We start from the raw sequence: 24,320 nt of genomic DNA on the forward strand, positions 1-24,320 counted from the left end.
TTTTGCACCCATGAGAATAAACAAGCAATCGGTAATTACCCTTTTCTTTCTGCTTTGCCTTTGCGCATGCAGGCAAGTACCCTACCCTACTGCCCTAATTACAGCCGACAGCCTTGCCAACATTATGCCGGACAGTGCCATTCACCTTCTGGAAAGCATCAAGACGGAAATATCCACCGCTCCCGAGGCCACACAAATGTACTACCGCCTGCTCTGCATCAAGGCCAAAGACAAAGCATACATCCTCAACACCACGGACAGCCTTATACTCCCCATCCTGAACTACTACGTAGAAAAAGACGACAAGCGTCATCTGCCCGAAGCCTACTACTACGCCGGCAGAGTCTATCGCGACTTGGGAGACGCCCCGCAAGCATTACCCTATTTCTACAAGGCAATGGAAGCTCTGCCCGAAGACACTGAATCACCGCTGAAAGGCAAGATATACAGCCAGATAAGCACTTTGCTGCTTTCCCAAAAACTCTATGAAGAGGGACTGGAAGTATTGAAGGAAGGGTATCGGTACAGTTTATTGAGAAGAGACAGCATCGATATGTTGTTCTGCTTGAGGGATATAGGCAGTGCCTACCGTGAACTGGAGAGGCCGGACAGCACCCTGCACTATTTCAGGGAGGCAAGAAAGCTGGCCTATGCGATGGACAACAGACGCATGATAAACATGACCGAAAGCCAGGTCGCAGCCGTCTGCGTACAATTGGAAGACTGGGAGAATGCCAAGCAAGCACTGGACATCGCCATCAAAAGTACCTATCTTCCGGGATTGTCGTCCACTTATTCCATTGCCGCAGAATACTACTACCTCACCGGGCAACCGGACTCCACCATCTACTATTGTAAACGGATAGAAGATGTAGGAAATGTCTATGGCAAAAGGAACGCCTGCCTGCGCATGGGAAGCATATCTCTGGATCGCGGCAATCCGCAAGCGGCACTGAAGTACATCAATCAATATCTTCTATACAACGACTCGGTATCAAGACTGGAGAATATGGAAACTATCCGCAAGATGCACTCCATTTACAACTACCGGCTGCGGGAGAAAGAAAACGATGCACTGAAGACCGAAAACAGCCGGAAAACACTAATCATGGCGTATTCCATCGCGTCCGGCCTCATCCTGCTCTTGCTCTTCCTGCTATACTGGCAGCACAGCCGCCGGAAACAGTTACTGCTGAACGCCCAATTGGAAGACATCAGACGCCTTAAAGAAGAACAATACCAAAAGAGCACCCTCTTCATCAAAGAGAACAAGAAGAAGATAGCACTTCTGGAACAACAACTCCAAGCCCTCGGCGAAAAAGACAAAGCACTGAGAGCGCAACTACAGATGCAAAAGGAGATAACCCTCTATGCCAACAAAAGAGCCGAAATAGAGAAGGACGAACAACGTATGCTGTACTCCGTCATACAGGAATCGGATATCTACCGGTTGCTCAAAGAAGAAATCTTGCCCGACAACCGCCCCATAACCCGCGAAGAGTGGAAAGCCCTGAAAGAAACCGTGAACGATGTCTATGACGACTTCACCGGAAAACTGTACCGGTACCACAAACTCAGCGAACACGAGTTGCACATCTGCCTGCTACTCAAGATAAACATGTCACCCATAGAAATCGCTCGGTTGACCAGCCATACCAAAGAATCCATCTCTTCTGCCCGCCGAAGGCTCTACGAAAAGGTATTCAGAGAGAAAGGAGCCCCCGGAAAGTGGGACGAATTTATAGCATCCTTATAGCCGCTATGGAATAGTATGCACACAGAAATGCACACTATATGCACACTCTCCGATGAGTCATCATTCAATGAAATTGTCTTTATTTGTGATGCAAATTGAAATCTGTATCATACCCGGAAAGGTTCTTATTGTAGAAGCGCAAAAGGCATCCGGAAAGATGCACGCTAATACCATTGGGTTATGAACATTAGAACAATATTGATTATGGGATTGCTTAGTATGTTAATACCGGTTTGTAACGCACAAAGAATACTTACAGAGCAAGAACAGGCAGATATAGATACTTTTCTTTATTTACAAGCCAAGCACGAAACGGAGATAAAAGCTTTGATTACGACCGACACACTGTACTTGGTGGACAGGAAATATGTCTATGCTTACAAGGGTTACCATATTTCCTACGACAATACCAAAGTAATCCCTTTGACCTCCAAAGAGAAGCAGACAATCACCGATGCATATAAAGAAGGAACATTAGGTATTTCAGTTAATGACGTTGTTAATTATGCTGCCATTCCGACATTTTATACTTATTTATTTGTAACAGGAGACACATTTATATTATCTTATAACTATGGAATATTCAAATACGGGGACTTCGAAGAATATGATGTTACAATTTCTAATAAATGGCGACAAAAAGTCGAATCAATCATCAAGAAATACTGTCCTGACAGCTTTTCCCAAAGTGAACAGTATTGAAATGTACACTATATGCACACTTCCAAACCACTTCTGATTCAATAATATTACTTTTCTTTGCCGGAAAATAAACAATGCCCAAAACTATTATGGTATGAAGAAAATGTTTTTAATGTTCCTCCTATGCGGAGCGACCCTGCTGAACACATCAGCACAAGAGAAAATATATAAAATAGATGAAGTATCAGTTATCAACTACGGCGACGGACGATTACTGTACCGCCATTGGGATCAGGATAAAACTCCCCTGCAAGGCGAGCATCGCATCATCGATGGTTATCGTTCAGAATACTTTATTGCCAACTTCAAGGACGGAATGTATGACGGTCTTTACCGATACTACAAAAATAATGTATTGATGATAGAAAGCACTTACAAGAACGGTAACTTTGACGGCTATCGCAAAGCATTCTATCCGGACGGCAAAACCTTGGCAGAGGAATCGACCTTCATAAACGGGAAGATGAACGGCATCATCAAGTCCTATTATCAGAACGGACAGGTGAAAACCGAAGTCAGCTACAAAATGGGTGTACAGGACGGACCGGACCGCCGTTACAGCGAAGATGGAAAACTGCTTCTGGACACCTACTATAAAGACGGACTGCCGGACGGCAACTGGGTGGAGCACATCACAAGCAACAGAGGTGACTACACATGCCGCCGTAGCTTTAAGAACGGGAAAATGACGGGAGAATATTCCAGAATATGGGCAAGCGGAAAGCCACGCGAAAAAGGCACTTACAAAGACGGCAAGAAAGAAGGTGTCTGGACAGAATACCGCGACGACGGAACGCCATCCGTCTCGACCACCTATAAGGCCGATGAAAAAACCGGGGAAGAAAAGCATTACTTCACCAACGGGAAGGTAGAAACATCAAGAAACTTCCTGAACGGAAAACGTGACGGCATCAGCCGTGAATATTACAGCAGCAACGGCAAGTTGAAATCGGAACGCACTTACAAAACCAACAAAGAGGAAGGGCCCTACAAGCGTTTCTACGAGGACGGAACATTACGTGAAGAAGGACGCTGCGAAAACGACACAGAAGTCTATCGCAAGGAATATTACGATAACGGCAAGCTGAAAGCCGTAGCGGAACGTCCCAACGGTAGTGGTTCGTGGACTACACTGGAAAGGTATGACCGTAACGGGAACAAGCAATAAAACGCGTTTGCCGGGAATAATCAAGAGACTGCTCATCGGTTGTTTCCCGGCATTCGGCATCTGCATGTCTGCTTGTCCACAGGAAAGATGTGATGTAAAGCAAGACATTTACCGGTTGCAACAGGGCTATGAACTTTGCGTCTCTTTATCACCGGATAGCATACGCAGGTTCACCTTAAAGCATGGGGATGAGACGCGATTGATTGAGGAAGAACCGATAGAATGCACACAAGCCGATAAATATGCTTTGCGTTACAGCGGAATAGATTTCGAAAAGTATTTCGTATTAGACCGTTGGGAATCACAGTACAATGTCCGTCTGTACCTATACGAGAAGAGTACCGGAAAGAATCTTTTCAAGAACAAACTGTATTATGAAAGCGATTATGACACTACGTCAGACCTATTGCTCTACCGGGATGCCGACGACAAAACCAACCCCGATGGAAATTTGACCTTACTTGACTTGCAGACGCTATCCGAAACGAAGATAGACATAAGACGATTTATCCCTAAAGGAGAAAGCCCCGTCTATTACCAGGCAAATTTTGAGATAAGCAGGGTGAGCGGTGATTCTGTCTATATCACCTATCATACTGACGAACCGGTCAGTCATCCGTTTCTTCTATATAAAAGAGGGCGAACAGAAGTAACTGAAAACAAGTAAGACACATGATTCCAAACAAAAGCATAAAAGTCTTATCGATTACCATTGTAGTCATACTGACTGTTCTATTGGCATTTAAAGCCCTGCAAGATACGGATGATTGTGAGTCGGCAACAGCTTTGGCTGTTCTATGGGTAATCGCAGTTTTTGACCCTTTATGTCCCTACGGCATAGGTTGGCAAATAGCAGCATGGATGTCATTAGTAAATTTTACCATCATACTTCTTATGCCCGTTACTATATAGGCAGTGCATGGCACGGCGTATTGGCACTACTACTATACCTTAGTATAGGCACCATCGTAATTATAACACAGGAATATTAATAAATAAAACGATTAGAATGAAAGCAAAACTAATTTTCTATGGCACTATGATTGCCATATACACAGGAATAGTGATAATAAGCATGACAATAGCCGCTTTCTCAGAGCGTAATCCTACCTTATTCCCGATTTTAGAGTCCTTTTTTGAAGCTTTGCTGATTTGTATATTCGTATGTCCTTTCAGTTGCTTTTTTGCCCGACACTATACAGGCAGTGCATGGCATGGCTTACTGGCACTACTGTTATTCTTTATTATTCCAGGGTTTATCTTTATATGGTATGATGTACTGGGACTACTACTGTTATTCATTATTATCGTAGGAGGTATCATTACAGTACTATTACATCGAAAAGCAAATAAATAAAAGATATGAAAAAAGTAATCATCATCAGCCTCCTGGCAATATTCATCAGCAGTTGCGGAAACAAGCAAAGTAAAGCAACTCATGCACAAGTTGAGACACCCCAAAGCGACAGCCTCACATTAACACCCCAATGTGACGACACTATCCCGGTGACCCGATATAGCGGCATCTATACATTCGGGGATTCCGCTACCCGTCAGGGAGCACCCAAAGGAGAAGCTTATTTCTACCCATACGATGACACCACGCTGCTATTCTATATTTATGTCAACATCGGAGCACCTGCATACAACAGCGGTTCCATTGACGGACACATCGCCGTACACAACGGAAAAGCCACTTACCGTACATACCTCGGCATGACAGAAAACGATTGTGTGCTACACTTCGAGTTCAAAGGCGACACACTGACCGTTGTTCAAGAAGGATACGAAAACTGCGACTGCGGTTTCGGGAATCATGTCTTTCTGGACGATACTTTCGTCCGGACTACATCGGATATTCCCCAATACTTCGTCACCATCGCCAACGATACAGTCTATTTCAGCCAATTGAAGGAGCAGGAACAAGAAAAATATAAAACCTGCCCCAAAATAGACAGCCGCTTCATAAGCTACTTCCCCGATTTAGCTTTAGGCAAAGGGCATGATCGCGGAAAACAGATTCCGCAAGAAATCATCAATGAGTTCCTCCCCGATTTGTCCGATTCACTTTATATAAAGGAAGAATTCTATGCCGTAGGCAAAATCATCGGCTACAGAAATATGGATTTATTCGTACTGGACCGTGAGCAGGAACGGGAAGATGAAGACTCTTATGACAACCATGTAGACCACGAGCGCTTGCTATTGTTATTCGATAAGGCAGGTTTTCCGGTACAAAGTACTAATGAATACAATGAATTTAGTGAGTATTATTCAAACGAGAAAGAGACCCGCACCACTATCACAATGGCAAATCACTACTATGGAGAAGGCGGCGAGGCACATTTCAGTAGTTTTTTTGATAGAGATACCACTCTTATCAGCCATGAACATGTTTCGGCTTCCGAATCTGCCACAGGATACCAAACCTCGATTATCAGTGATAAGGAATGGCGATGGCAAATCAGCCGGGAAGGTAAGGAAGAGATAGTAGAAATCACAAAAATAAAATACTCATCTCCATTCTTTGAACGCAGTTTTTTAGTAAAACAAGATTGGGACACACTGCCGGACACATCATCCGACACCAAGCTCATCAGGCTCTTTCCCACAGAAACTCTCCCATACACATTATATAGTGATGACGATTTCAAGTTGAACGAAAAGATAGAACTGCGCTTTTATATCAGTAAAAAGGGAGATTACATTTTCACCACCTTTGAACTGGTCGATGATAATGGAGAGGTGATAGACCGCTACATTGTGGGCAGGAATCATGACGAGCCGCCAACCACCAGAGTTACCCCCGTGGAGAGTAAACGAAAATGCCCCATTATCATGGAAACTTCGGATGGAGAAATATATGTGAAACCGGGAGAGAAACATATTTCGTTCCTATAACACAATACCCAATCCCATAGAACCAATTATAAAGACATGAAATTCAATAGATACACTTGCCTGCTCTTGCCAAGTATAGCATTACTGCTCACCGCATGCGGTCACAATGCCCAACCGCAAGAACACTATAATTCAGTTTTAATCACAGAATACAACAACACCTACGATAATGCGGGCAGATTGGTGAATGTAAAAGCAGTAAATACACATAATCTGTACTACAGTCAAGACAAAGCTTATATACTGACATCTAATAGTTTGCAGCAATATATCTATAGCAATGACACGGACTATATAGCCACAGAGATTTCCGACTCTGACATAAAGACAACAAGCCGTCACAAGAACATAAAAGAGGAACTTTGGCTAAAAGATGGCAAGGATACCACATTCTACTCATTTACCAGATATTACGCCAAGGACAAACCGGAATACATAAAAGATATATCCGCATCCGCCGATACTCCTTCGGAGAAACAGGTCTCCGAAAGTTTTTATACTTATGACAGTCAAGGAGAACTCCTTAAAACAACAGACACAGACTTGATAACCGGGCAGAAAACAGAAAGATACTTCTTCAAAGGGATTACCTACGAGGAAGCTCTACAAAAGATACCTCACTCCGAATGTACACAGGAGATAGTTTGCGAAAACACTACGACAAACAATGACACCGTTATTGTCCTGACTACCATTGACGGAGCGCCCAGTAAAACCCGGAAAGAATACAGAGACGGAGAACTAAGGATTGAAGTTCTCAATAGGGAATTCGAAGATTTTCATTGGACAGACAGTACCTACTACAAGAATGGCATGAAGTTCAAAGAAACCCGTATTGATTCAAACCGGACAAATAAAACCATAACAATCTCAATTTATGATGAAAAGGGGCATTTATTGAAAGAAACCGATAAATACAAATACAATATAAGTACAGAACAAGAAGATTTACTGCCATCCTATCAGATACCCTATATATCAGATGAGCTTTGATGAAGCATCTATCAATAGCCAAATTCCCTAAAATCACGAGAAGGCTCTTTGAAAATCCCTGCCTGACGGAGACTGGAATACCTGTAAATCAAATTCCGGGATAATAGCAAGTACATGGTCGAAGACATCAGCCTGTACTCCCTCGTAAGGAACCCAATCCTTGATAGCACAGAAGAAATAAAGCTCCATAGGAATGCCATGATCTGTGGGTTGCAGCTGGCGCACCATGCAGACAAGTTCCTGGTTTACATCAGGAAGGCTTTTCAAGTAGGCAGTCAGATAAGCCCGGAACACGCCCAAATTGGTTTGGCGGCGACCGTTGACAAGAATGGAATTGTCGATATGATGTTCCTTGTTATACTCCTCTATCACTGTTTCCGTATGCTCCACATAGTCTTTCAGCAAACGAATCTTACGATACTTGTCCAGCATCTCCGGAGTACAGAACTTCACACTGTTCATATCGATATTAATGGAACGCTTGACGCGCCGCCCTCCGCTCTCGCGCATACCGCGCCAGTTCTGAAACGAATCGCTGACCAGCAGATAGGGCGGAATCGTAGTGATGGTATTATCCCAGTTACGCACCTTTACCGTATTCAGTGTGACTTCTATCACCGTACCGTCTGCACCGTATTTGGGCATTGCAATCCAGTCGCCCACCTTCAGCATATCATTGGCGGAAAGCTGCACACCCGAAACAAATCCCATAATAGAATCCTTGAACACCAGCATCAGGATAGCGGCAGAAGCACCCAACCCCGCCAACAACGACAATGGAGACCTATCAATCAGAATACTTACCACGATAATGGCGCCCACAAACCAGAGAATCACCTGTACCGTCTGCAACATTCCCTTCAACGGGCGGTCGCGGAGTTGTTCCTTCTCGCTGTACACAGCATAAACAGCCTTCAGGAACGAATTGATGAAACTCAGGAACGTAATAAGAATATAGATAAGGCAGACACGCTGGATGAATCCCAGAGTGGAAGAGCTCGTCTCGGCAAAAGCAACCGGAATAAAAATATAGATAATGACAGGCGCCACCATCCGGCTAAGGTGAATCAACACCTTACGGTCGAAAACAATATCATCCCATGTAGCTTTCGTTTTCCTTATCAGATGCGCCACCACTTTCAACAAAATGTTCCGGCAGATAGCATCCGCCAGAAAAGCGACAATCAGTACCAGCGCAAAAGCTATAAATTGATCGAGTATATCGGCCAGAGAAGGGGCTGTTCCCCAAGAAATCAATAATTCGTCGATATTCTTTAATATGTCCATGATGCTTAAATATAAAGTATGAGGTATAAAATACGACAGGGGGTCAGAGTTTCTCCCGTTCGAGGAATTCCCTTATATCTTCTTTCAACCACTGATAGAGATAAAGGTTCTTGTAACCGCTGTTTTTCTTCAACATAACAGCCACATTGACCTGACTGTTCTCATAACCCGTCAGTTCATTGCGGAACTGTTCGTTATGCTCCGCCAGACGTTTAATTTCCTGTTCACGCTCACGGCGGAGTACTGTGCAAACGGGTATCAACAGCTTCAGCACCACACAGTCCATAATGTGATGTCCCTGCATATAGAGATAGGTGTTATCGGGTATTAATCCTAATTTCCGCAACTCCTCACCCAACTTATCAACGTGCTCTATGTACTGCGGAAAGCGTACTTCCATTTCGGATAGTTTGGCAGATACCGTACGCTGCATAGCGTCCAAAGCGCTATAAGGATGCCGCAGGCTTATATCCTGCAAACGGACATAGGCATTGAAATCGTATATGGGGAAAGTATGCGTATCATGCCGGCGATAGAACCATACGTTCCACAGGAACAACGGATAAGCTATCTGTGAATAGCGTTTCAGGAAAGCGGGAAAATCGAGGAGATGACGGTCGTTCAATGTTGCCTGCACGCAAACCTCATGAAGGCTCTCGGCAAAACAATGAAAGTTCTCAATGGCATATCCGTAAGTCTGGAAGATATAAGGGTTGCGGTTTATCTTCCGTGACACATTGGTAGCCCCTTGCAGCAGAAAGTCGTAATCACTGTCCACACAAGCTATCAGGCTGCGCCCCAGTTCCGTTGTATTGAGCGTATTCATCAACACCATCTTCTTGCCCTTTGCCAATGAAGTGGCAGACGGAAGCATTACTTGGAAATAACGCTCCTCATTCTCGAACTCAGCCAAAAGAGTACGCCAAAAAGCTATATCATCATAGCTTTCCACATACGCCACAATGCGTCTGCGCCCTTTCTTCGACGAGAACTTATGCGCGGCGTCCAGATAAGCGGAAGTCAGATTATGTCGTAAAGATGTTGCCAAAGCAGTGATGAATTATAAATTATCCTTTTCAGGAGTTAAAGAAGTTTCAAGAATTAAAGGAGTCAGTTGCTGATTATCGTCGAAATATCCTCCACTTCCGTCACTGCATCCAGCCAGCCTTCCATAATAACGGCCGGAGAATGGGTAGTGAGGATAAGCTGTGCATTCGGATTCAAATCGCGTATCATGCCGATAAGCTTTTGCTGCCATTCAATGTGCAATGATGCTTCCGGCTCGTCCATAAAGAGTACACAATGGTCTTCGTTGCGCACAAGGACTGTCAGCAGGATTACCAGCATCTGTTTTTCACCGGATGAGAGTTTATAGGGAAGCAGTTGCTCACCGTCCTGAAAAAAGACAATGTCATTACTTTTGCGGTCAATCTTCTTTCGGGTATAGCTGAACAGTTCGTCAACCATATCCTGAAATTTCCGTTTAGGTACGGACAACGCCGGAGCCATACTCCGCTGTTCCTCGTCACCGCTCAGCAATTCAATCATTTTATTGCCGATATTCACTTGGTAGTCAAGATAACGGCGTTGGAGCAGATAGAGTTGCCAGTCCAGTTCGGACTTTACGTTCGGATCTGCCATACGGGCGGTAAAATCTCCCATGATAAGGGGGCGGTCGTAACTGCGGATTACATCATAGGGGATAAAAGTTGCTTCCGGATTATCGAAGAATACGTGCACTCCGCTCTTCTCATCGCTCTTCACTTCTCCGGTGGTTTGCTCCAGATATCCCACCGAGCGGTTTAGAATCGTAGTCTTTCCTACTCCGTTGATGCCGGAAAGTATGTTGACATCGGGACGCAACTCCCAAGCTATATTATACCGATGCCACAACCCGTGTATCTCGATACGTCTGATGTAATTGGCTTGTACTTCCATGATTCCTATATATTCGTATTACAAATATAAAGAAAGAGATTGAGAATTTAGTTACCTTTGCAGCGTTTTTCACCACAAACAATACATATTTCACAATATGAACAAGAACGTACAAGGTCACCTGTTTGCTCTGACCGCCAATATTCTATGGGGGTTAATGGCGCCCATCGGTAAATCCGCTTTAGTTGAGTTCTCCGCTTTGTCTGTCACTACCTTCCGCATGGTAGGCGCAGCGGCTTGCTTCTGGCTACTCTCACTGTTCTGCAAACGCGAGCAGGTAGACCACCGGGATATGTTGAAGATATTCTTCGCCTCGCTTTTTGCATTGGTGTTCAATCAGGGAGTCTACATCTTCGGACTGTCCATGACTTCTCCCATCGATGCCTCCATCGTAACTACTACCCTTCCTATCGTCACCATGATTGTAGCGGCTGTTTATCTGAAAGAGCCCGTTACCAATAAAAAAGTGCTGGGCATCTTTGTAGGAGCAATGGGAGCATTGATACTTATTATGAGCAGCCAAAATGCAAGTAGCGGCAACGGAAGCATCATAGGTGACTTACTGTGTCTCGTCGCCCAAATCAGTTTCTCTATCTATCTGACCGTATTTAAAGGGTTATCCCAAAAATATTCTCCCATCACCCTGAACAAATGGATGTTTGTGTATGCATCCATGTGCTACATCCCTTTCTCCTATCACGATGTGGCTGCCATACAGTGGGCGGAAATCTCTACTGCGGCACTGTTACAAGTGGGCTATGTAGTGGTAGGCGGCAGTTTCCTTGCCTATATATGTATCATGACAGCACAAAGACTGTTGCGCCCCACAGTAGTGAGTATGTACAACTATATGCAACCTATTGTAGCTTCAATAGTTACAGTCGTAATCGGTATGGCTGTATTCAATCTGGAAAAGGGAATAGCCATTGCACTGGTATTTCTCGGTGTATATATCGTTACGCAAAGCAAATCACGCAAGGACTTTGAGAAGGAAGGAAAAGAGGTGTAGGGAACAAGAAGTTATCAAAACGTAGTTGATGATTTTTTTAGACACGGATTTCACGGAAAAGAATAAAGTAAATCCGTAAAATCCGCGTAATCCGTGCCTAAAAAACAGACAGTAAGTATTCTTTGCTTTGATACACTCCCGCTATTTTTTCAATTCCGCAAAATAAGTATCCAGCAAATTCTTGGCAGCGACAAAGGAGGTCAGGTTACCTTTTAGCACTTGGCTTTCCTTATCGGCCAGCATTGCTTCGATTGTAGAATTATGATAGAAACTGTCGCGGAGTTGTTCATTAATGGTTTCGTACATCCAATATTTGCTTTGCTCGTTGCGGCGGTATTCAAAGTAGCCGTTCTCTTTCACAAAGTCGATATATTTATAAACCATATCCCATACTTCCTGTACCCCAAGGTTGTAAAAGCCGGAATAGGTCAGTACCTGCGGCGTCCAACCGCTCTCCGGAGCCGGGAAAAGATGCAGCGCATTACGGAACTGGGTGGCAGCCAGCTTGGCACGTTCCAGATTATCTCCATCCGCCTTATTGATGACGATGCCGTCCGCCATTTCCATAATGCCGCGCTTGATGCCTTGCAGTTCATCGCCCGTACCGGCAAGCTGGATAAGCAAGAAGAAGTCCACCATTGAATGTACCGCAGTTTCACTCTGTCCCACACCCACTGTTTCTACAAATATCTTATCGAATCCGGCAGCTTCACAAAGCACAATCGTTTCACGCGTCTTGCGTGCCACGCCACCCAGCGAACCTGCCGAAGGACTGGGACGGATAAAGGATTTAGGATGAACGGAGAGCTTCTCCATGCGGGTTTTATCACCCAAAATACTGCCCTTGCTGCGCTCGCTACTGGGGTCGATGGCCAATACCGCCAGTTTGCCGTCGTACTTCTCCAATACGTGCAGTCCGAATACGTCGATAGACGTACTCTTGCCGGCTCCCGGCACACCACTGATACCTATGCGGATAGAGTTACCGGAGTATGGCAGACACTTTTCTATCACCTCCTGAGCTATGGTCTGATGTTCGGGCTTTACACTTTCCACCAACGTCACAGCCCGGCTTAATGTCGTGATATCGCCTTTTACAATACCCTCTACATACTCTGCAACGGAAAGCTGGCGTTTTTTCGGTTTCCGCTTCAGATAAGGATTGACGGACGAAGGCTGTTCAATGCCTGCATTGACAACCAAACCTTTATATTCTCTGTTATTTTCAGGATGTTCCATAGTAAGATTTTATATTATTTCGCTTTAATATTAATCTCTACTTTCGGCTGCATCGGGTCATTCGTAATCATCAGCAAGCGCAGATGACGGCGTTTCTTCCCGATATTCCGTTTCGCCACCGTTACACGGAGGCGGGTGCTTTCGCCCGGTTGCAACACACTCTTCTTCAAGCTGGCGCCCACAGCCGGGTGGAATACCTGAAGTTTGCTGATTTGCAAAGGAGAACGGCCGGTATTCGTTATAATAATGTCCTGACGTGCCTTCGATTTCTTTGCCAGTACGGTACTCATATCAATATCCTTAATGGAAAGATTGATGACGGGGGCATTCGCCTTTTCCGTCTCGGTCATGCCCGAGAAGTCCGGCAGAAGAATGGCGGACACAGGAATCTCATTTTCATCCCCCACCTTGTCGCCCGCAAAACGTGCCAGATAGACAGAGGCTTGTGTCAGTCCGAAATCCGTCAACCGTTCGGAATCCAACGTAACGGTGATGACACCCTTCTCCCCCTTTTGCAAGACATTGGGCTTCACTTCCGTTTGCAGATAAGGCGGCAGGTGCATCAACACTGGTTCGTACGGACGGTCTGACAGGTTCACAACCCCTATGTGCATAACAGGCTTCTCACCGGCCTGCACATCGGGAAAGTCAAGATTGTTCTTATCTATGCGTATCTGCCCGATGAGGTATGGATGAGTTTTAGTGAAATCCTTGATTTCACGCACCACCTCACCGTTGAACTTTAAATAAACCAGATGGGGTTGCGCATTACTGTAAATGGCTACGGATTTGTTGAAGTGCCCCAAAGCCTCCGCATCAAAAGTCACATTGACTACTCCCTTTGCACCCGGAGCGATAGGAGTCTTTGTCCACCGGGCCACGGAACAGGCACAATCGGGCTCCACCTCGGTAAGTACCAAAGGTTGGTTGCCGGTGTTTGTAATGGAGTATTGCACCGTTACCGGATGTTTCCATTCAATCTGTCCGAAATCATACATTTCCGTATTAGAGGTAAAACGCGGTTGCGCTACGGCTGTTAATGCCGTAGCTGCAAGCGCATATAGAGTGATAAAACTGCGTCTCATTTATATTGCTTCTAAATTAGTTGCACAAATGTAAAGTTTTTAAGTGAGATACACAGATTTTCTTTCCGCTTTTTATAACCTATAAACATTCGATAGCAAGTAAAATCCACCTACCCTATTTGATTACAACAGTTCCTCCCGCAGAGTGGGAAGCATATTCCGGTGCATAAGCGCATTGCACGGTAGCCAGTCCGGTTTCGTACGTACCGCCACGAGCCACCCGGTAGCTATGCTCCAGTACATAGACGCCTTTGCCCAAGTGGTCGAAGAAGAAATTGGCCCCGGCATCTTCCACCTCTGCATAATATCCGAAACCGCTGCTCCAACGATACCCCGAAAGCGAGCTTACCGGTTCGAAGCAAGCGCCACGTTGGTCTTTCAACTGAATAAAGTCCATGGCACGGTCCAAACGGAGCGTGAGCCGGGACACAACCTTATCACCTACTGAAAGCTGTGCGGCATCCGACAATGGTTGCAGAGATTTCTGTCCGTCTGCCGAGATACGCTCTACAAAGAGTTTCTTTTCAATATTCAGTTCACCGCCTTGTTGTTTCACGTCGGATATGGGCGACAAATACTGCGCATAGACAGCTCCCCATGCAATGCCCGCATCCCTCTTCTCTATGGTAACGGACGTTGCCTTCAGTTCAGGACTGCCTTGCGTAAAGACTTCCTTGATGTATCCCAATCCCGGCACAGTGGTCTTTGCCGGAGAAAGAGTTTCCAGCACCTTATTGCCTAAAATAATGCGGACATCCCCTTTGCTTTCCAGCAAATTGTTGCCCCGGCAAAGCAAAGCATAAATCGCATCGGCGGTAGCCACCGGAGAATTCCATGCCGTCGCCTGTTTCTGTTTCAACAGCCAAAGCTTCATTTCTTCTACCAAAGCATCATTGCCGCCTGCCTTGTGCAAGGCTTCCATGACAGCCACATGAGCAGGAACCGGCATCATGCCCCAAGTATAAGGATTGGCATAGAAAGCAAAATGCGCTCCCATCTCATCCGTTTGTACAAGATGTTCTTTTATGGAAGCTATAAACTCATTCGCTTCCGTCCTGCGTCCCACCGTCTGCAGAATAATGGCGGTCTGCGCTTTACAAATCATTGTACCGTTCTCAAGGTTACGTCCCAACTTGGTAAGAAAGTAATCGAATGCTTTGGCATATTCACCGGACAGTTTTTCCGAACCGAGAGCCACCAGATACAAATATTCCATAACGGCATCCGACAAAACGGTAATTTTAGCCCCATTCTTCTCTGCCTTGCGGATAGCCCGGTATTCTTTCAGGGCTTCCTTATTCAGATAATCAAAAGCCTTATCCTTCATTCCCGCTACTTCTTCCGGCAGTGTCTTATCCGTAAACAAAGAAAGCCGGACGAGCAACCCGGTGATATAACTTGTGACATAACGGTTGCCGGACATACCGCCAAACCAACTCCATGCGCCTTCCTCACCCTGCAATTCTTTCAGTTTAAGCAAAGACGACATATTACGGTAATTTAATTGATTAACATCGAACAAGGTAGCAATGCGTTGTTGTTGCTCCGCCTCAGTAGTAGCCTCCAGCAACCAGGGAGACTCATCCAACAGGATGTTTTTCACATCTTGGTTCTTCTCCAATTGGCTGAGGAAAGTCTCTTTTGTTCCGCCCGACAGTCGCCAGTTATCAAACACCGCCTTAATGCGCGGCTGGTTATTAGCGATATACCCAGCCAAGCTGTTAGCATAGAAAGCGGTTGCCCAAGAAATGGCATTATCGGTTGCAGGCTGGCTCAAGACAGGCAAAGCTTGTACGGCATACCATGCCGGATTACCCGTAAATTCCACCGTCAGACGACGGTCGGTTGCCGTACGACTGTTACCGTTGAACAGACTGTCCAGCGAGAAAGTACGTGTTTCTTCACCACGAACAGGCATGGCAAGCGTCTCCGTAATATACTCCTTATTGCTTAAAACAGGCAACAGATGCTGTTCCCCGTCACTGAATGTACCGCCGTCTGCCACCATACGTACACCAAGCAGGTCGTAACGTTCCGTTACATCAAACCTGAAATCAACCGATACCGTCTTTCCGGCTTCTACCGAGAACTTCTGACGCCGGGTGGAGATAATCTTCTCCGTCACCGGATCGAAAAGGGTGAATACGACTGTGCCTTTTACCGCCTTCCCCGTCAGGTTGGCAACACCGACAGCTATCTGTGTCTTATCGCCTACCCGTACAAAGCGGGGCATATTCGGAGTAAGCATAAACTCTTTGGCAGTGGCAGCAGTAGCATCAAGCATACCTGTCATCATATCCCGGGTATGGGAATAGCCCCGGAAATTCCAGCGTGTCAGGCTCTGCGGCATAGTGAAGGAGAAAGCAATCTCTCCCTGTTCATTCGTACGCAGTTGAGGATAGAAGAAGGCCGTTTCGGCAAAATTAGTACGCAAGTCAGCTACCGGTTGTAATGTCTGCCCGTCAAGAGGAATAGTTTCCGATTCAAAAACAACATCCGCAACCCCTTCTTCCACCTGTGCCGGAACATACTTCGCTTCAACCGCCCGTCCGGCTATCATCTTGTTTCTGGTGGTTCCGTATCCGGATCCACTGACAATCGCACTATTTTCGACAATTTGCAAGACTTCCGCCACTCCGGTATAGGGCGAAATGAAATAGTCAAAGTGCCAAACGGGAACTGTCCACGACTTCGTGGGGAAATAAGGAGCATAACTCTTTCCGTTGTTATTATTGCTATCCCAATAGTAATAAGGAATATACCGGTTGTAATAAACGCTTAACGACTGACTGCGGCTATAAATCCGGTCTAATGAGGCATCATACATCATTGCCAGCATCTCGGCGGCAGCAGGAAAACCTTGCGGAGTCTTGATAACCAGCCTCCACTCTTCTTCCTGTCCCGGACGCAAACGGTCGCGGAAGACTTCCCACTTCATATCCAATGTCCGTTCAGGCAGGCGTTTCCGCAATTCCACCCTACGGGTATATAGCTGTCCGTTCTTTACGAAGGTAAACTGCACGGCAACCCCGTCTCCATACTCCTCCCGATAAGGATATTCCATACGGAGAATCGAATCGCTCAATGACAGAGTACGGCTCTCCAGCCTTCCCTTCCGCCCGAAAACGTCTACCAAAACATAGGCGTCCTTCATGGAAGTGCCGAAGTAGAAGAGTGCCGGATGGGTTGCATCGAACTCCGTATTCTTTTCATAGAGGAAGGTTTCCATAAACATAGCCGGACGGGTATCTGTCAATGAGAACAACACAATATTCACCGTATTGTCCGCATTGCTGACCTCCTTACCGTCGCGGTCGCGAACCGACAGGACAAAGCGGTACTCTCCCGACGGTAGTTGTTTCCAAGCAGCGAAGTCTTTCGTTTCACCCGATGTAAAGGTACTTTCATAAACCGGCTTATCTGATATTCTTCCCGTTTTAGAGTCGAGCACCGGATACAGACGACAAATTCCTTCCATGGACAACGTCTCGTTCACGGCATTCATCACTGCCAGTTTTCCCGATATGGAATCTTCTTTGCACAACTCCCTGTTAATATCGGGCATAAAGAAATAGGCTTGACGGGCAGCGCTTAGGTGACACTGCGAAGTCTGCGTTTCGCCCGCATCCCCTGTGACCGACACTTCTATTTGATAGGAAAAGCGTTCCCCGCCCATTCTGTCCGTATCTGCGCCCGGCTTCAGAACAACCGGAATGGAGAAGTTACCTTTCGCATCCAGCTGCACCGTGTCCGAGGCAAGCGGTGCAGCACCTTGTCCCCAGTATCTCCAATTGTTACGACGGGTAACAGTATATACCAACGGAACATCCTGAATGGCCATGCCATTATATGCCTTGACATTGCCGGTCACATCTACCGTCTCTCCCAAACAGAAGGCTTCTTTCACCGGATTAAAAGTAATCTCAAAGGTAGGCCGCTTGTAATCCTCCACCCGTACGGAAACGGACGTTCTGTTTTTGACTTCAACCGTAAAGTTACCATTCAAGCAAACTGTCGGCAACACCAATTCTGTCGTAAAGGAACCGAATTCGTTGGTATTGACGTTCTTCTGTACCAGTTCTTTTCTGTTTACGTCCAACAAACGTACCTGATAACTCTTTCCTGCCAGAACTTGGGCCTTATCCGTTTCCTGTTCATAAGCGATGCCTTTGACATAAACAGTCTGACCGGGACGATACAAAGAACGGTCCGTCAGCAGAGTGATATGTTCTTCCGGACGCGACTCACCGCGCTCGTAATATCTGTTCAAATAAATAATCTGAGGCATCATAGCGGTATCTGTCCCTTTACGCGCCACATAGCTGCGGATAGTTTTATTCCATTCTACAACAGCCTTGCCGCCGGCATCGGTAGTAACCGTCTGCACCAGTTTGCGGTCTTTTTCATTGTACGCGGAATAGAAACTGACCGTTGCATCGGAAATAGGTTGTCCGCTACGGCTATCTACCGTAACCACTTCCACTTTGTTATCCGGCAGAGACAGCGTCAATACCTTGAAACGGGTTGAAACAAGAAATGAATCTGCCGTACGGGCTGTTGCGACATCCGGCACAATCTGTAATATATAAACGCCCGGTTCGTCCGGCACATAAAACTTCAAGTCCGTACGTTGCAGGTTGTTTGATGACTCTCCTTGTTTTCCATCTTGCCCAGTGAAAGCATCCAGTTCAAAATGAGTTGCAGACAATTTACGGGCATGTTTCTGATAGAATGCCTTGTTTATTCCGGTATCCATCCAAGGTATTTCGGACAGATTCGTACGGTACAGGTTCAGCGTAAATCCTTTCAGATTACGATAGGTCACGTCCAACTTCAATGAGTCACCGGGATAAACACTCCCCTGGGTATTAATATCCAAATAGGGTTGCAGGATATTTTCCCGTATGTTCCGCAGTTCATTAACACGCTTATAAGCCGAGTAGCGTTTCACCCCTTCATCACAGGTCTGCAAAGCCCCATCAATATAAGTTCCTCCCAAACTGCGGAGCCGGTCGGCCTTACAAATGTAGACTTCCGCACAGACTTCACGCGTGCCATATTCCCGAATCAGATTGTCCAAAACTTCGAGATATTCTTTATTGAGTTCTTCTTTTCGCTCACGATAAGCGGCATAAGGTTCGCGGTTTATACCGCCACCGGCTACTTTCCACTTCCAGTAATCAAGCGTTGCCAGTATCACGGCGTCTTCCGCCCCGTTACGATGCCGGTAAGCCTTTATCATCTCTGTATAAATACCGCCAATCCGGGCGCGTTGCAATGAATCCACCCGAAAGCCGTCCAATAGCCGATAAGTGTCGACTGCACGGGTCGCCAGCAGATGGTACATATCGTGCCCGTAAAAACGGCTTCCGTCTTCCAGCACTACAAAAGGCACATATTCCTTGGAAGAGACTTCAAGCAAGCGGAGGGAATCCCGCAATGAGGCAAGGTTATGTTCGTCTACCTTAGCAACAAAAAGATTATCGCTCCACTCACGAATGTCTGCAGGGGCTTCGTCTACGTCCAAAGACGTACGTTCCGACAACAGCCGCCGGTTGCCTCGCATATAATCCGCATATTCGCGGGCAAGCAGTGAATGCAGAATAGCTTTGCTTACGGGGTTCGGTTCCGATTTCACCCAACTTTCCAGATTCCTTAAATTAGTATACAGGCTATCCGGAGTCAGTCTTTCCTGATAAGCTTCCCGATAGATATATGCCTTTAGCATTTGCGGAGCGTTCTTCTCCAGCTCGGCTTTCCGGTAAATTTTCCCCGTCAGCTTCACTGCAGTTTGCGGCAAACTCTTCTTTTGAGCTTGCTCTACCTGTTTCCACAGGTTGTCATAGGACTGAGCATGCAAGGAAAGGAAGCACACTCCAATCATCAGCAGAAACAATGTACAAAATCTTTGGAATTTCTTCATAGCTATTCTATTGTTATAGTGGTTAGAAACAAAAATAACAAATTAATAGTTATGTTGTGCCGACTTTTAGTAAAAAATAAAAAAAACAAAGCATATGCTGACACAATCCTCCTCGGTAACAAATATAAAAAAACGAGGGATACATTCTCAGAACATATCCCCCGGTCTCTTATCGATTACTACACTCATCTTGGGTAGTTATAATACTTCATTGCTTCAATCCAGTTCTCACCAACTTTAGTAAGAACCTCTTTGAAAGAATTTACAATCTTTTTTCCCATAATCTTATCAATTAAATTAAATACCCTGAAAACTTTTTTTTCTTTACTTCTTAATGGTGTAACCCATCATTAACATCTCATTACGACCTACCTCTGCGAGAATACGTCTGAATGAGCTCATAATCTTCTTTTTCATAACCTTAAAAAATTAAACTAACATCTTGAAAACTGAAAACTAATTTCTCTCTTAAAAAGGGGATGAATGCTTAAAGCATTACATAACCCCAAATGTTCTTATCGGCCTCGCCGAAATGTCTGAACAAACTCCTTAACTTTTTCATTTTGTTATCCTCCTAAAATCAATCTTGTTACTCTTAAAAATAACCTGTTATCCTATTATTTCTATGTTTTACAACACAAAAATAAGGCCTTTGTTCAAGATAGCAAGTGAAAACACATAGAAAAAGATGTTTTATAACATATTTCTTGACCTAAATCAATTTTCTGCAAAGTTGCAACAATAAGAAGAGTCAGAATGGCGGTAAAGCAAAGTTATTCTGACAGGCCAAAGTCAAAATGGCAGTAATAAAAAGCGGGGCACGTTTAAAGTGTCCCGCTTTCCGTCTTATTATGTATAAGGTATAAAGAAAATTACTTTTCAGGAGTCTGTTCCAAAGTCGCAACCAAGAAGTCATAGAACTTCGTCACAGACGGAATGTATGCACGTTCATCGGGTGAGTGCGGTGAGCGCAACGTAGGACCGAAAGAAATCATGTCAAGCCCCGGACAGTTGGCACCGATAATGCCGCATTCCAAGCCTGCATGAATCACCTTCACAGCCGGTTCTACACCAAATTGTTGCTTATAGGATAATGTCATGGCATGCAGAATCGGAGAATCCACATTAGGTTGCCAGCCTGAGTAGCCGCCGCTCAATTCCACTTTCATGCCTGCCATAGAGAAGCACGCAGTCAAGCTATCTGCCAAGAAGTCCTTCATTGTATCACAAGAACTGCGAGCCAATATACGAACATCCGCCTTGCCGCCTTCAATCGTCACAATGGCCAGATTGGAAGAAGTCTCCACCGTATCGGGAACTGTAGGAATCATACGCATTACTCCATTTTGACAAGCCATTAGCACACTAATCATATTGTCCTGAATTTCTTCGGGAACAATGGCGGCAGGCAAATCTACATTTTCCAATTTCAAGGTAATGCCTTCTTCAATCGGTGTATATTCTTCATTAATCTGCACCTCATATTCCTTGATATAGTCTTCCAATCCTTCGATGTCTTCAGGATTAAACACCAATACAGCGTGTGCCTCACGCGGAATGGCATTGCGCATATTACCACCTTCAAAACTTGACAACTGGCAATCGAACTCAATCAGTAAGTCATGTACGATACGGGCAAGCAGCTTATTGGCATTGCCACGTCCCTGATTGATTTCCAATCCGGAATGTCCGCCACGCAATCCCTTCAAAGTTATCCGACGGGCTACGAAATCAGCTGCAGGAGCTTCTTCCTTATATTCCAGCGTAGCCGTAATGTCGATGCCGCCCGCGCAACCGATATAAAGTTCTCCTTCGTCCTCCGAATCAAGATTCAGCAGAATCTCACCGTTCAGCGTGCCCGGCTTCAAACCGAATGCGCCGTACATACCCGTTTCCTCATCCTTGGTAATCAACGCTTCCAATGGACCATGTTTCAGGTCTTTCGCCTCAAGTACCGCCATGATAGCGGCTACACCCAAACCATCATCTGCGCCCAGAGTGGTGCCTTTGGCCTTCAGCCAATCACCGTCAATGTAGGTTTCAATGGGGTCTTTGGTAAAATCATGAACTGTATCGTTGTTCTTCTGCGGAACCATATCCATATGGGCCTGCAGAATGACACCTTTGCGGTTTTCCATACCCGGAGTAGCCGGTTTGCGGATAATGACATTGCCGACCTCGTCAACAAATGATTCCAAACCCAAGCCCTTACCGAAATTTATCAAGAACTCAGTTATTTTCTCCATATGTCCGGACGGACGGGGTATCTGAGTCAGCGAATAGAAATGCTTCCACACATTTTGTGGAGCCAACTGTAAGATTGTACTCATAATTATAAAAGTTGTTTTCGCAAATATAAGAGTTATTTTTCAATATCCCTCCAATCGGTAACGCAAAAGTCTTCTAATTCACTTTATACGGTTCGCTAACGAAACGTGTAAACCGCCATAGATACCAAGCACTATAACCAGTAAGGTTTGAATACCGTGTACTATCAACGCAAACACGCCCGCATCCGTGGCACTCACACCGTAAAGCATCATCATGGTGATAACGGCAAAGTGCCAAGGCCCCGCCCCATTGGGCGTAGGAACAATTACAGCAAATGTTCCGCCTACAAACATCACCATTGCAGCTTGAAAACTAAGATGTTCCGTAAAAGAAAAGCAATAGAAAGTCAGATAGAAATGATAGAAATAACATCCCCATATAAGTAAGGTATAGAGAATAAACAAGGGGATATTCTTCACATTACGAAGCGACATCACCCCTTCACACACATTCAGCACAACTCCCTTCACCTTCTCAAAAAAAGAAAGCATCCGCATCAGATAGTACATCAGCACCAGCACACCGATAACACAAAACAGGGAAACATAAAACCAGGGAGAGGTCAGCAGGTGCATCAGTGAAGGAATTTTTGTACCCGTCTCCTGAAAGAAGCGGAGAAACACCGGCATCTGCGCCAGAAAAGTAAATCCCGTAATCAGGAAGATACACCAAGTGTCCACCAAACGCTCGGTTACCACAGTTCCCAAAGATTTGGAGAATGAAACATCATCATACTTAGCCAAAACACCGCAACGCGACACCTCGCCCACACGGGGCAATATCAAATTGGTAGCATAGGAAATGAATATGGCATCCACGCAATCGCTCCTCTTAGGATAAGCCCCCAGCGGTTCCAGCGTCTGCCGCCAACGCCACCCGCGAAACACATGGCTCATCACGCCAAAGAACAGTGAAAGCAACATCCAGCCCCAATTCGTGCCATACAAAAGCACCTCTTTTGCGCGTTCAAAATCAAAATCACGATACACCCAATACAGGATAAAACCGCCCAAAAGAACGGGCAACACGATTTTCAATGTCTTTTTTATTATCTTATTCATCGTTTTACCTTAAAATTCATCCGGCACACGTCGTAATTTGTGATTTGTAACTCGTAATTCGCCGAAAAGGATTACCTTTGAACCGCAAAAGTAACGATTTAGTTGATACATGAGATTAGTTAAACCTAAAAAGTTTCTCGGCCAGCACTTTCTGAAAGACTTGAAAGTGGCTCAGGACATTGCCGACACCGTAGACGCCTGCCCCAAACTTCCGATACTGGAAGTGGGACCGGGTATGGGGGTGCTGACGCAATTCCTTCTACCCAAAGAGCGCACGGTAAAAGTTGTGGAAGTGGATTACGAATCGGTGGCCTATCTGCGGGAAGCCTACCCGCAATTGGAGGATAATATCATAGAAGACGACTTCTTGAAAATGAACCTGCAACGTCTGTTCGACGGGCAGCCTTTCGTACTGACGGGTAACTATCCCTATAACATATCCAGCCAGATTTTCTTCAAGATGCTGGACAACAAAGACTTGATACCATGCTGTACGGGCATGATACAGAAAGAAGTTGCCGAGCGCATCGCCGCCGGTCCGGGCAGCAAGACGTACGGCATTCTGAGTGTACTGATACAGGCTTGGTATCGCGTGGAGTACCTCTTCACCGTAAGCGAGCACGTATTCAACCCGCCTCCCAAAGTGAAAAGCGCCGTTATCCGCATGACGCGTAATGACACGCAACAATTGGGATGCGACGAAAAGTTGTTCAAGCAGGTGGTGAAAACCACATTCAACCAGCGCCGGAAAACCCTGCGCAACTCCATAAAACCGATACTCGGCAAAGAATGTCCGCTGACCGAAGACGTCCTCTTCAACAAACGTCCCGAACAGCTTTCCGTACAGGAATTCATAGAGTTGACCAACCGGGTGGAAACAGCGTTGAAGGAGATGAAAGAAGAAACGGACAAATGAGTATTTAACGG

The 24,320-nt window shown here is 45.5% G+C and carries 17 protein-coding genes; 9 read left to right on the plus strand and 8 right to left on the minus strand.

Going from position 1 to position 24,320, the window contains the following annotated elements; genetic code table 11:
• Positions 1 to 10: 10 nt before the first annotated feature.
• From DW121_RS01465 to DW121_RS01495, 7 genes are all read left to right on the plus strand, one after another.
• Positions 11 to 1,756, plus strand: a complete 1,746-nt coding sequence (locus DW121_RS01465; protein WP_147399658.1) for a tetratricopeptide repeat protein — start codon at positions 11 to 13, stop codon at positions 1,754 to 1,756.
• A 180-nt stretch (positions 1,757 to 1,936) separates the two neighbouring features.
• On the plus strand, positions 1,937 to 2,458 hold the full coding sequence (locus DW121_RS01470) for a hypothetical protein (RefSeq protein WP_147331362.1): 522 nt from the start codon (positions 1,937 to 1,939) through the stop codon (positions 2,456 to 2,458).
• Positions 2,459 to 2,552: 94 nt separating this feature from the next.
• Complete coding sequence (locus tag DW121_RS01475; RefSeq protein WP_117711063.1) at positions 2,553 to 3,626, plus strand: toxin-antitoxin system YwqK family antitoxin; 1,074 nt, start codon at positions 2,553 to 2,555, stop codon at positions 3,624 to 3,626.
• Positions 3,601 to 4,293: a hypothetical protein gene (locus DW121_RS01480; protein ID WP_117711062.1), complete on the plus strand. Its 693-nt coding sequence runs from the start codon at positions 3,601 to 3,603 to the stop codon at positions 4,291 to 4,293. The genes DW121_RS01475 and DW121_RS01480 overlap by 26 nt, the downstream gene beginning before the upstream one ends.
• 342 nt (positions 4,294 to 4,635) lie before the next feature.
• Positions 4,636 to 4,983 (plus strand): hypothetical protein, encoded by a 348-nt coding sequence (locus DW121_RS01485; protein WP_118322882.1) that lies wholly within the window; start codon positions 4,636 to 4,638, stop codon positions 4,981 to 4,983.
• Between the two features lie 5 nt (positions 4,984 to 4,988).
• Entirely contained in the window at positions 4,989 to 6,527 is a 1,539-nt protein-coding gene (locus DW121_RS01490) for a hypothetical protein (RefSeq protein ID WP_118322883.1), read from the plus strand.
• Positions 6,528 to 6,563: 36 nt separating this feature from the next.
• Positions 6,564 to 7,520: a hypothetical protein gene (locus DW121_RS01495; RefSeq protein WP_117711058.1), complete on the plus strand. Its 957-nt coding sequence runs from the start codon at positions 6,564 to 6,566 to the stop codon at positions 7,518 to 7,520.
• 33 nt (positions 7,521 to 7,553) lie between these two features.
• Here the strand turns inward: DW121_RS01495 and DW121_RS01500 are convergent, their stop codons facing one another.
• The 3 genes from DW121_RS01500 to DW121_RS01510 form a co-directional block, all read right to left on the minus strand.
• Positions 7,554 to 8,807, minus strand: a complete 1,254-nt coding sequence (locus DW121_RS01500; RefSeq protein ID WP_117711057.1) for a mechanosensitive ion channel family protein — start codon at positions 8,805 to 8,807, stop codon at positions 7,554 to 7,556.
• Positions 8,808 to 8,850: 43 nt separating this feature from the next.
• On the minus strand, positions 8,851 to 9,855 hold the full coding sequence (locus DW121_RS01505; RefSeq protein WP_118322884.1) for a DUF4435 domain-containing protein: 1,005 nt from the start codon (positions 9,853 to 9,855) through the stop codon (positions 8,851 to 8,853).
• Positions 9,856 to 9,917: 62 nt separating this feature from the next.
• Positions 9,918 to 10,745, minus strand: a complete 828-nt coding sequence (locus DW121_RS01510) for an AAA family ATPase (protein ID WP_118322885.1) — start codon at positions 10,743 to 10,745, stop codon at positions 9,918 to 9,920.
• A 97-nt stretch (positions 10,746 to 10,842) separates the two neighbouring features.
• On the opposite strand from DW121_RS01510, the gene DW121_RS01515 reads away from it, so the two are divergent.
• Positions 10,843 to 11,754 (plus strand): DMT family transporter, encoded by a 912-nt coding sequence (locus tag DW121_RS01515; protein WP_117711054.1) that lies wholly within the window; start codon positions 10,843 to 10,845, stop codon positions 11,752 to 11,754.
• Positions 11,755 to 11,895: 141 nt separating this feature from the next.
• Here DW121_RS01515 and meaB read toward each other — a convergent pair whose 3' ends face one another.
• The 5 genes from meaB to DW121_RS01540 form a co-directional block, all read right to left on the minus strand.
• Complete coding sequence (meaB, locus tag DW121_RS01520; protein ID WP_117711053.1) at positions 11,896 to 12,993, minus strand: methylmalonyl Co-A mutase-associated GTPase MeaB; 1,098 nt, start codon at positions 12,991 to 12,993, stop codon at positions 11,896 to 11,898.
• 14 nt (positions 12,994 to 13,007) lie between these two features.
• The gene (locus DW121_RS01525; RefSeq protein WP_118322886.1) at positions 13,008 to 14,078 is read right to left on the minus strand and encodes a DUF1573 domain-containing protein; all 1,071 of its coding nucleotides are present in this window, start codon (positions 14,076 to 14,078) and stop codon (positions 13,008 to 13,010) included.
• Positions 14,079 to 14,193: 115 nt separating this feature from the next.
• Entirely contained in the window at positions 14,194 to 20,001 is a 5,808-nt protein-coding gene (locus tag DW121_RS01530) for an alpha-2-macroglobulin family protein (RefSeq protein ID WP_118322887.1), read from the minus strand.
• 872 nt (positions 20,002 to 20,873) lie between these two features.
• On the minus strand, positions 20,874 to 22,331 hold the full coding sequence (locus DW121_RS01535) for an aminoacyl-histidine dipeptidase (RefSeq protein ID WP_117711050.1): 1,458 nt from the start codon (positions 22,329 to 22,331) through the stop codon (positions 20,874 to 20,876).
• Positions 22,332 to 22,409: 78 nt separating this feature from the next.
• Entirely contained in the window at positions 22,410 to 23,393 is a 984-nt protein-coding gene (locus DW121_RS01540; RefSeq protein ID WP_118322888.1) for a lysylphosphatidylglycerol synthase transmembrane domain-containing protein, read from the minus strand.
• Positions 23,394 to 23,502: 109 nt separating this feature from the next.
• Here DW121_RS01540 and rsmA point away from each other — a divergent pair, with 109 nt between their 5' ends.
• A complete protein-coding gene (rsmA, locus tag DW121_RS01545) occupies positions 23,503 to 24,309 on the plus strand; it encodes a 16S rRNA (adenine(1518)-N(6)/adenine(1519)-N(6))-dimethyltransferase RsmA (protein WP_117711048.1) in 807 nt (268 codons plus the stop codon).
• Positions 24,310 to 24,320 lie beyond the last annotated feature (11 nt).

The organism is Bacteroides sp. AM10-21B (assembly GCF_003472565.1).
GTDB lineage: Bacteria > Bacteroidota > Bacteroidia > Bacteroidales > Bacteroidaceae > Bacteroides > Bacteroides propionicigenes.

Coding starts and splice junctions, on each gene's coding strand:
- DW121_RS01535 (WP_117711050.1), bottom strand. CDS start 22,331: ATGAGTACAATCTTACAGTTGGCTCCACAAAATGTGTGGAAGCATTTC.
- rsmA (WP_117711048.1), top strand. CDS start 23,503: ATGAGATTAGTTAAACCTAAAAAGTTTCTCGGCCAGCACTTTCTGAAA.
- DW121_RS01490 (WP_118322883.1), top strand. CDS start 4,989: ATGAAAAAAGTAATCATCATCAGCCTCCTGGCAATATTCATCAGCAGT.
- meaB (WP_117711053.1), bottom strand. CDS start 12,993: ATGGAACATCCTGAAAATAACAGAGAATATAAAGGTTTGGTTGTCAAT.
- DW121_RS01525 (WP_118322886.1), bottom strand. CDS start 14,078: ATGAGACGCAGTTTTATCACTCTATATGCGCTTGCAGCTACGGCATTA.
- DW121_RS01530 (WP_118322887.1), bottom strand. CDS start 20,001: ATGAAGAAATTCCAAAGATTTTGTACATTGTTTCTGCTGATGATTGGA.
- DW121_RS01475 (WP_117711063.1), top strand. CDS start 2,553: ATGAAGAAAATGTTTTTAATGTTCCTCCTATGCGGAGCGACCCTGCTG.
- DW121_RS01470 (WP_147331362.1), top strand. CDS start 1,937: ATGAACATTAGAACAATATTGATTATGGGATTGCTTAGTATGTTAATA.
- DW121_RS01485 (WP_118322882.1), top strand. CDS start 4,636: ATGAAAGCAAAACTAATTTTCTATGGCACTATGATTGCCATATACACA.
- DW121_RS01480 (WP_117711062.1), top strand. CDS start 3,601: ATGACCGTAACGGGAACAAGCAATAAAACGCGTTTGCCGGGAATAATC.
- DW121_RS01515 (WP_117711054.1), top strand. CDS start 10,843: ATGAACAAGAACGTACAAGGTCACCTGTTTGCTCTGACCGCCAATATT.
- DW121_RS01510 (WP_118322885.1), bottom strand. CDS start 10,745: ATGGAAGTACAAGCCAATTACATCAGACGTATCGAGATACACGGGTTG.
- DW121_RS01495 (WP_117711058.1), top strand. CDS start 6,564: ATGAAATTCAATAGATACACTTGCCTGCTCTTGCCAAGTATAGCATTA.
- DW121_RS01500 (WP_117711057.1), bottom strand. CDS start 8,807: ATGGACATATTAAAGAATATCGACGAATTATTGATTTCTTGGGGAACA.
- DW121_RS01465 (WP_147399658.1), top strand. CDS start 11: ATGAGAATAAACAAGCAATCGGTAATTACCCTTTTCTTTCTGCTTTGC.
- DW121_RS01540 (WP_118322888.1), bottom strand. CDS start 23,393: ATGAATAAGATAATAAAAAAGACATTGAAAATCGTGTTGCCCGTTCTT.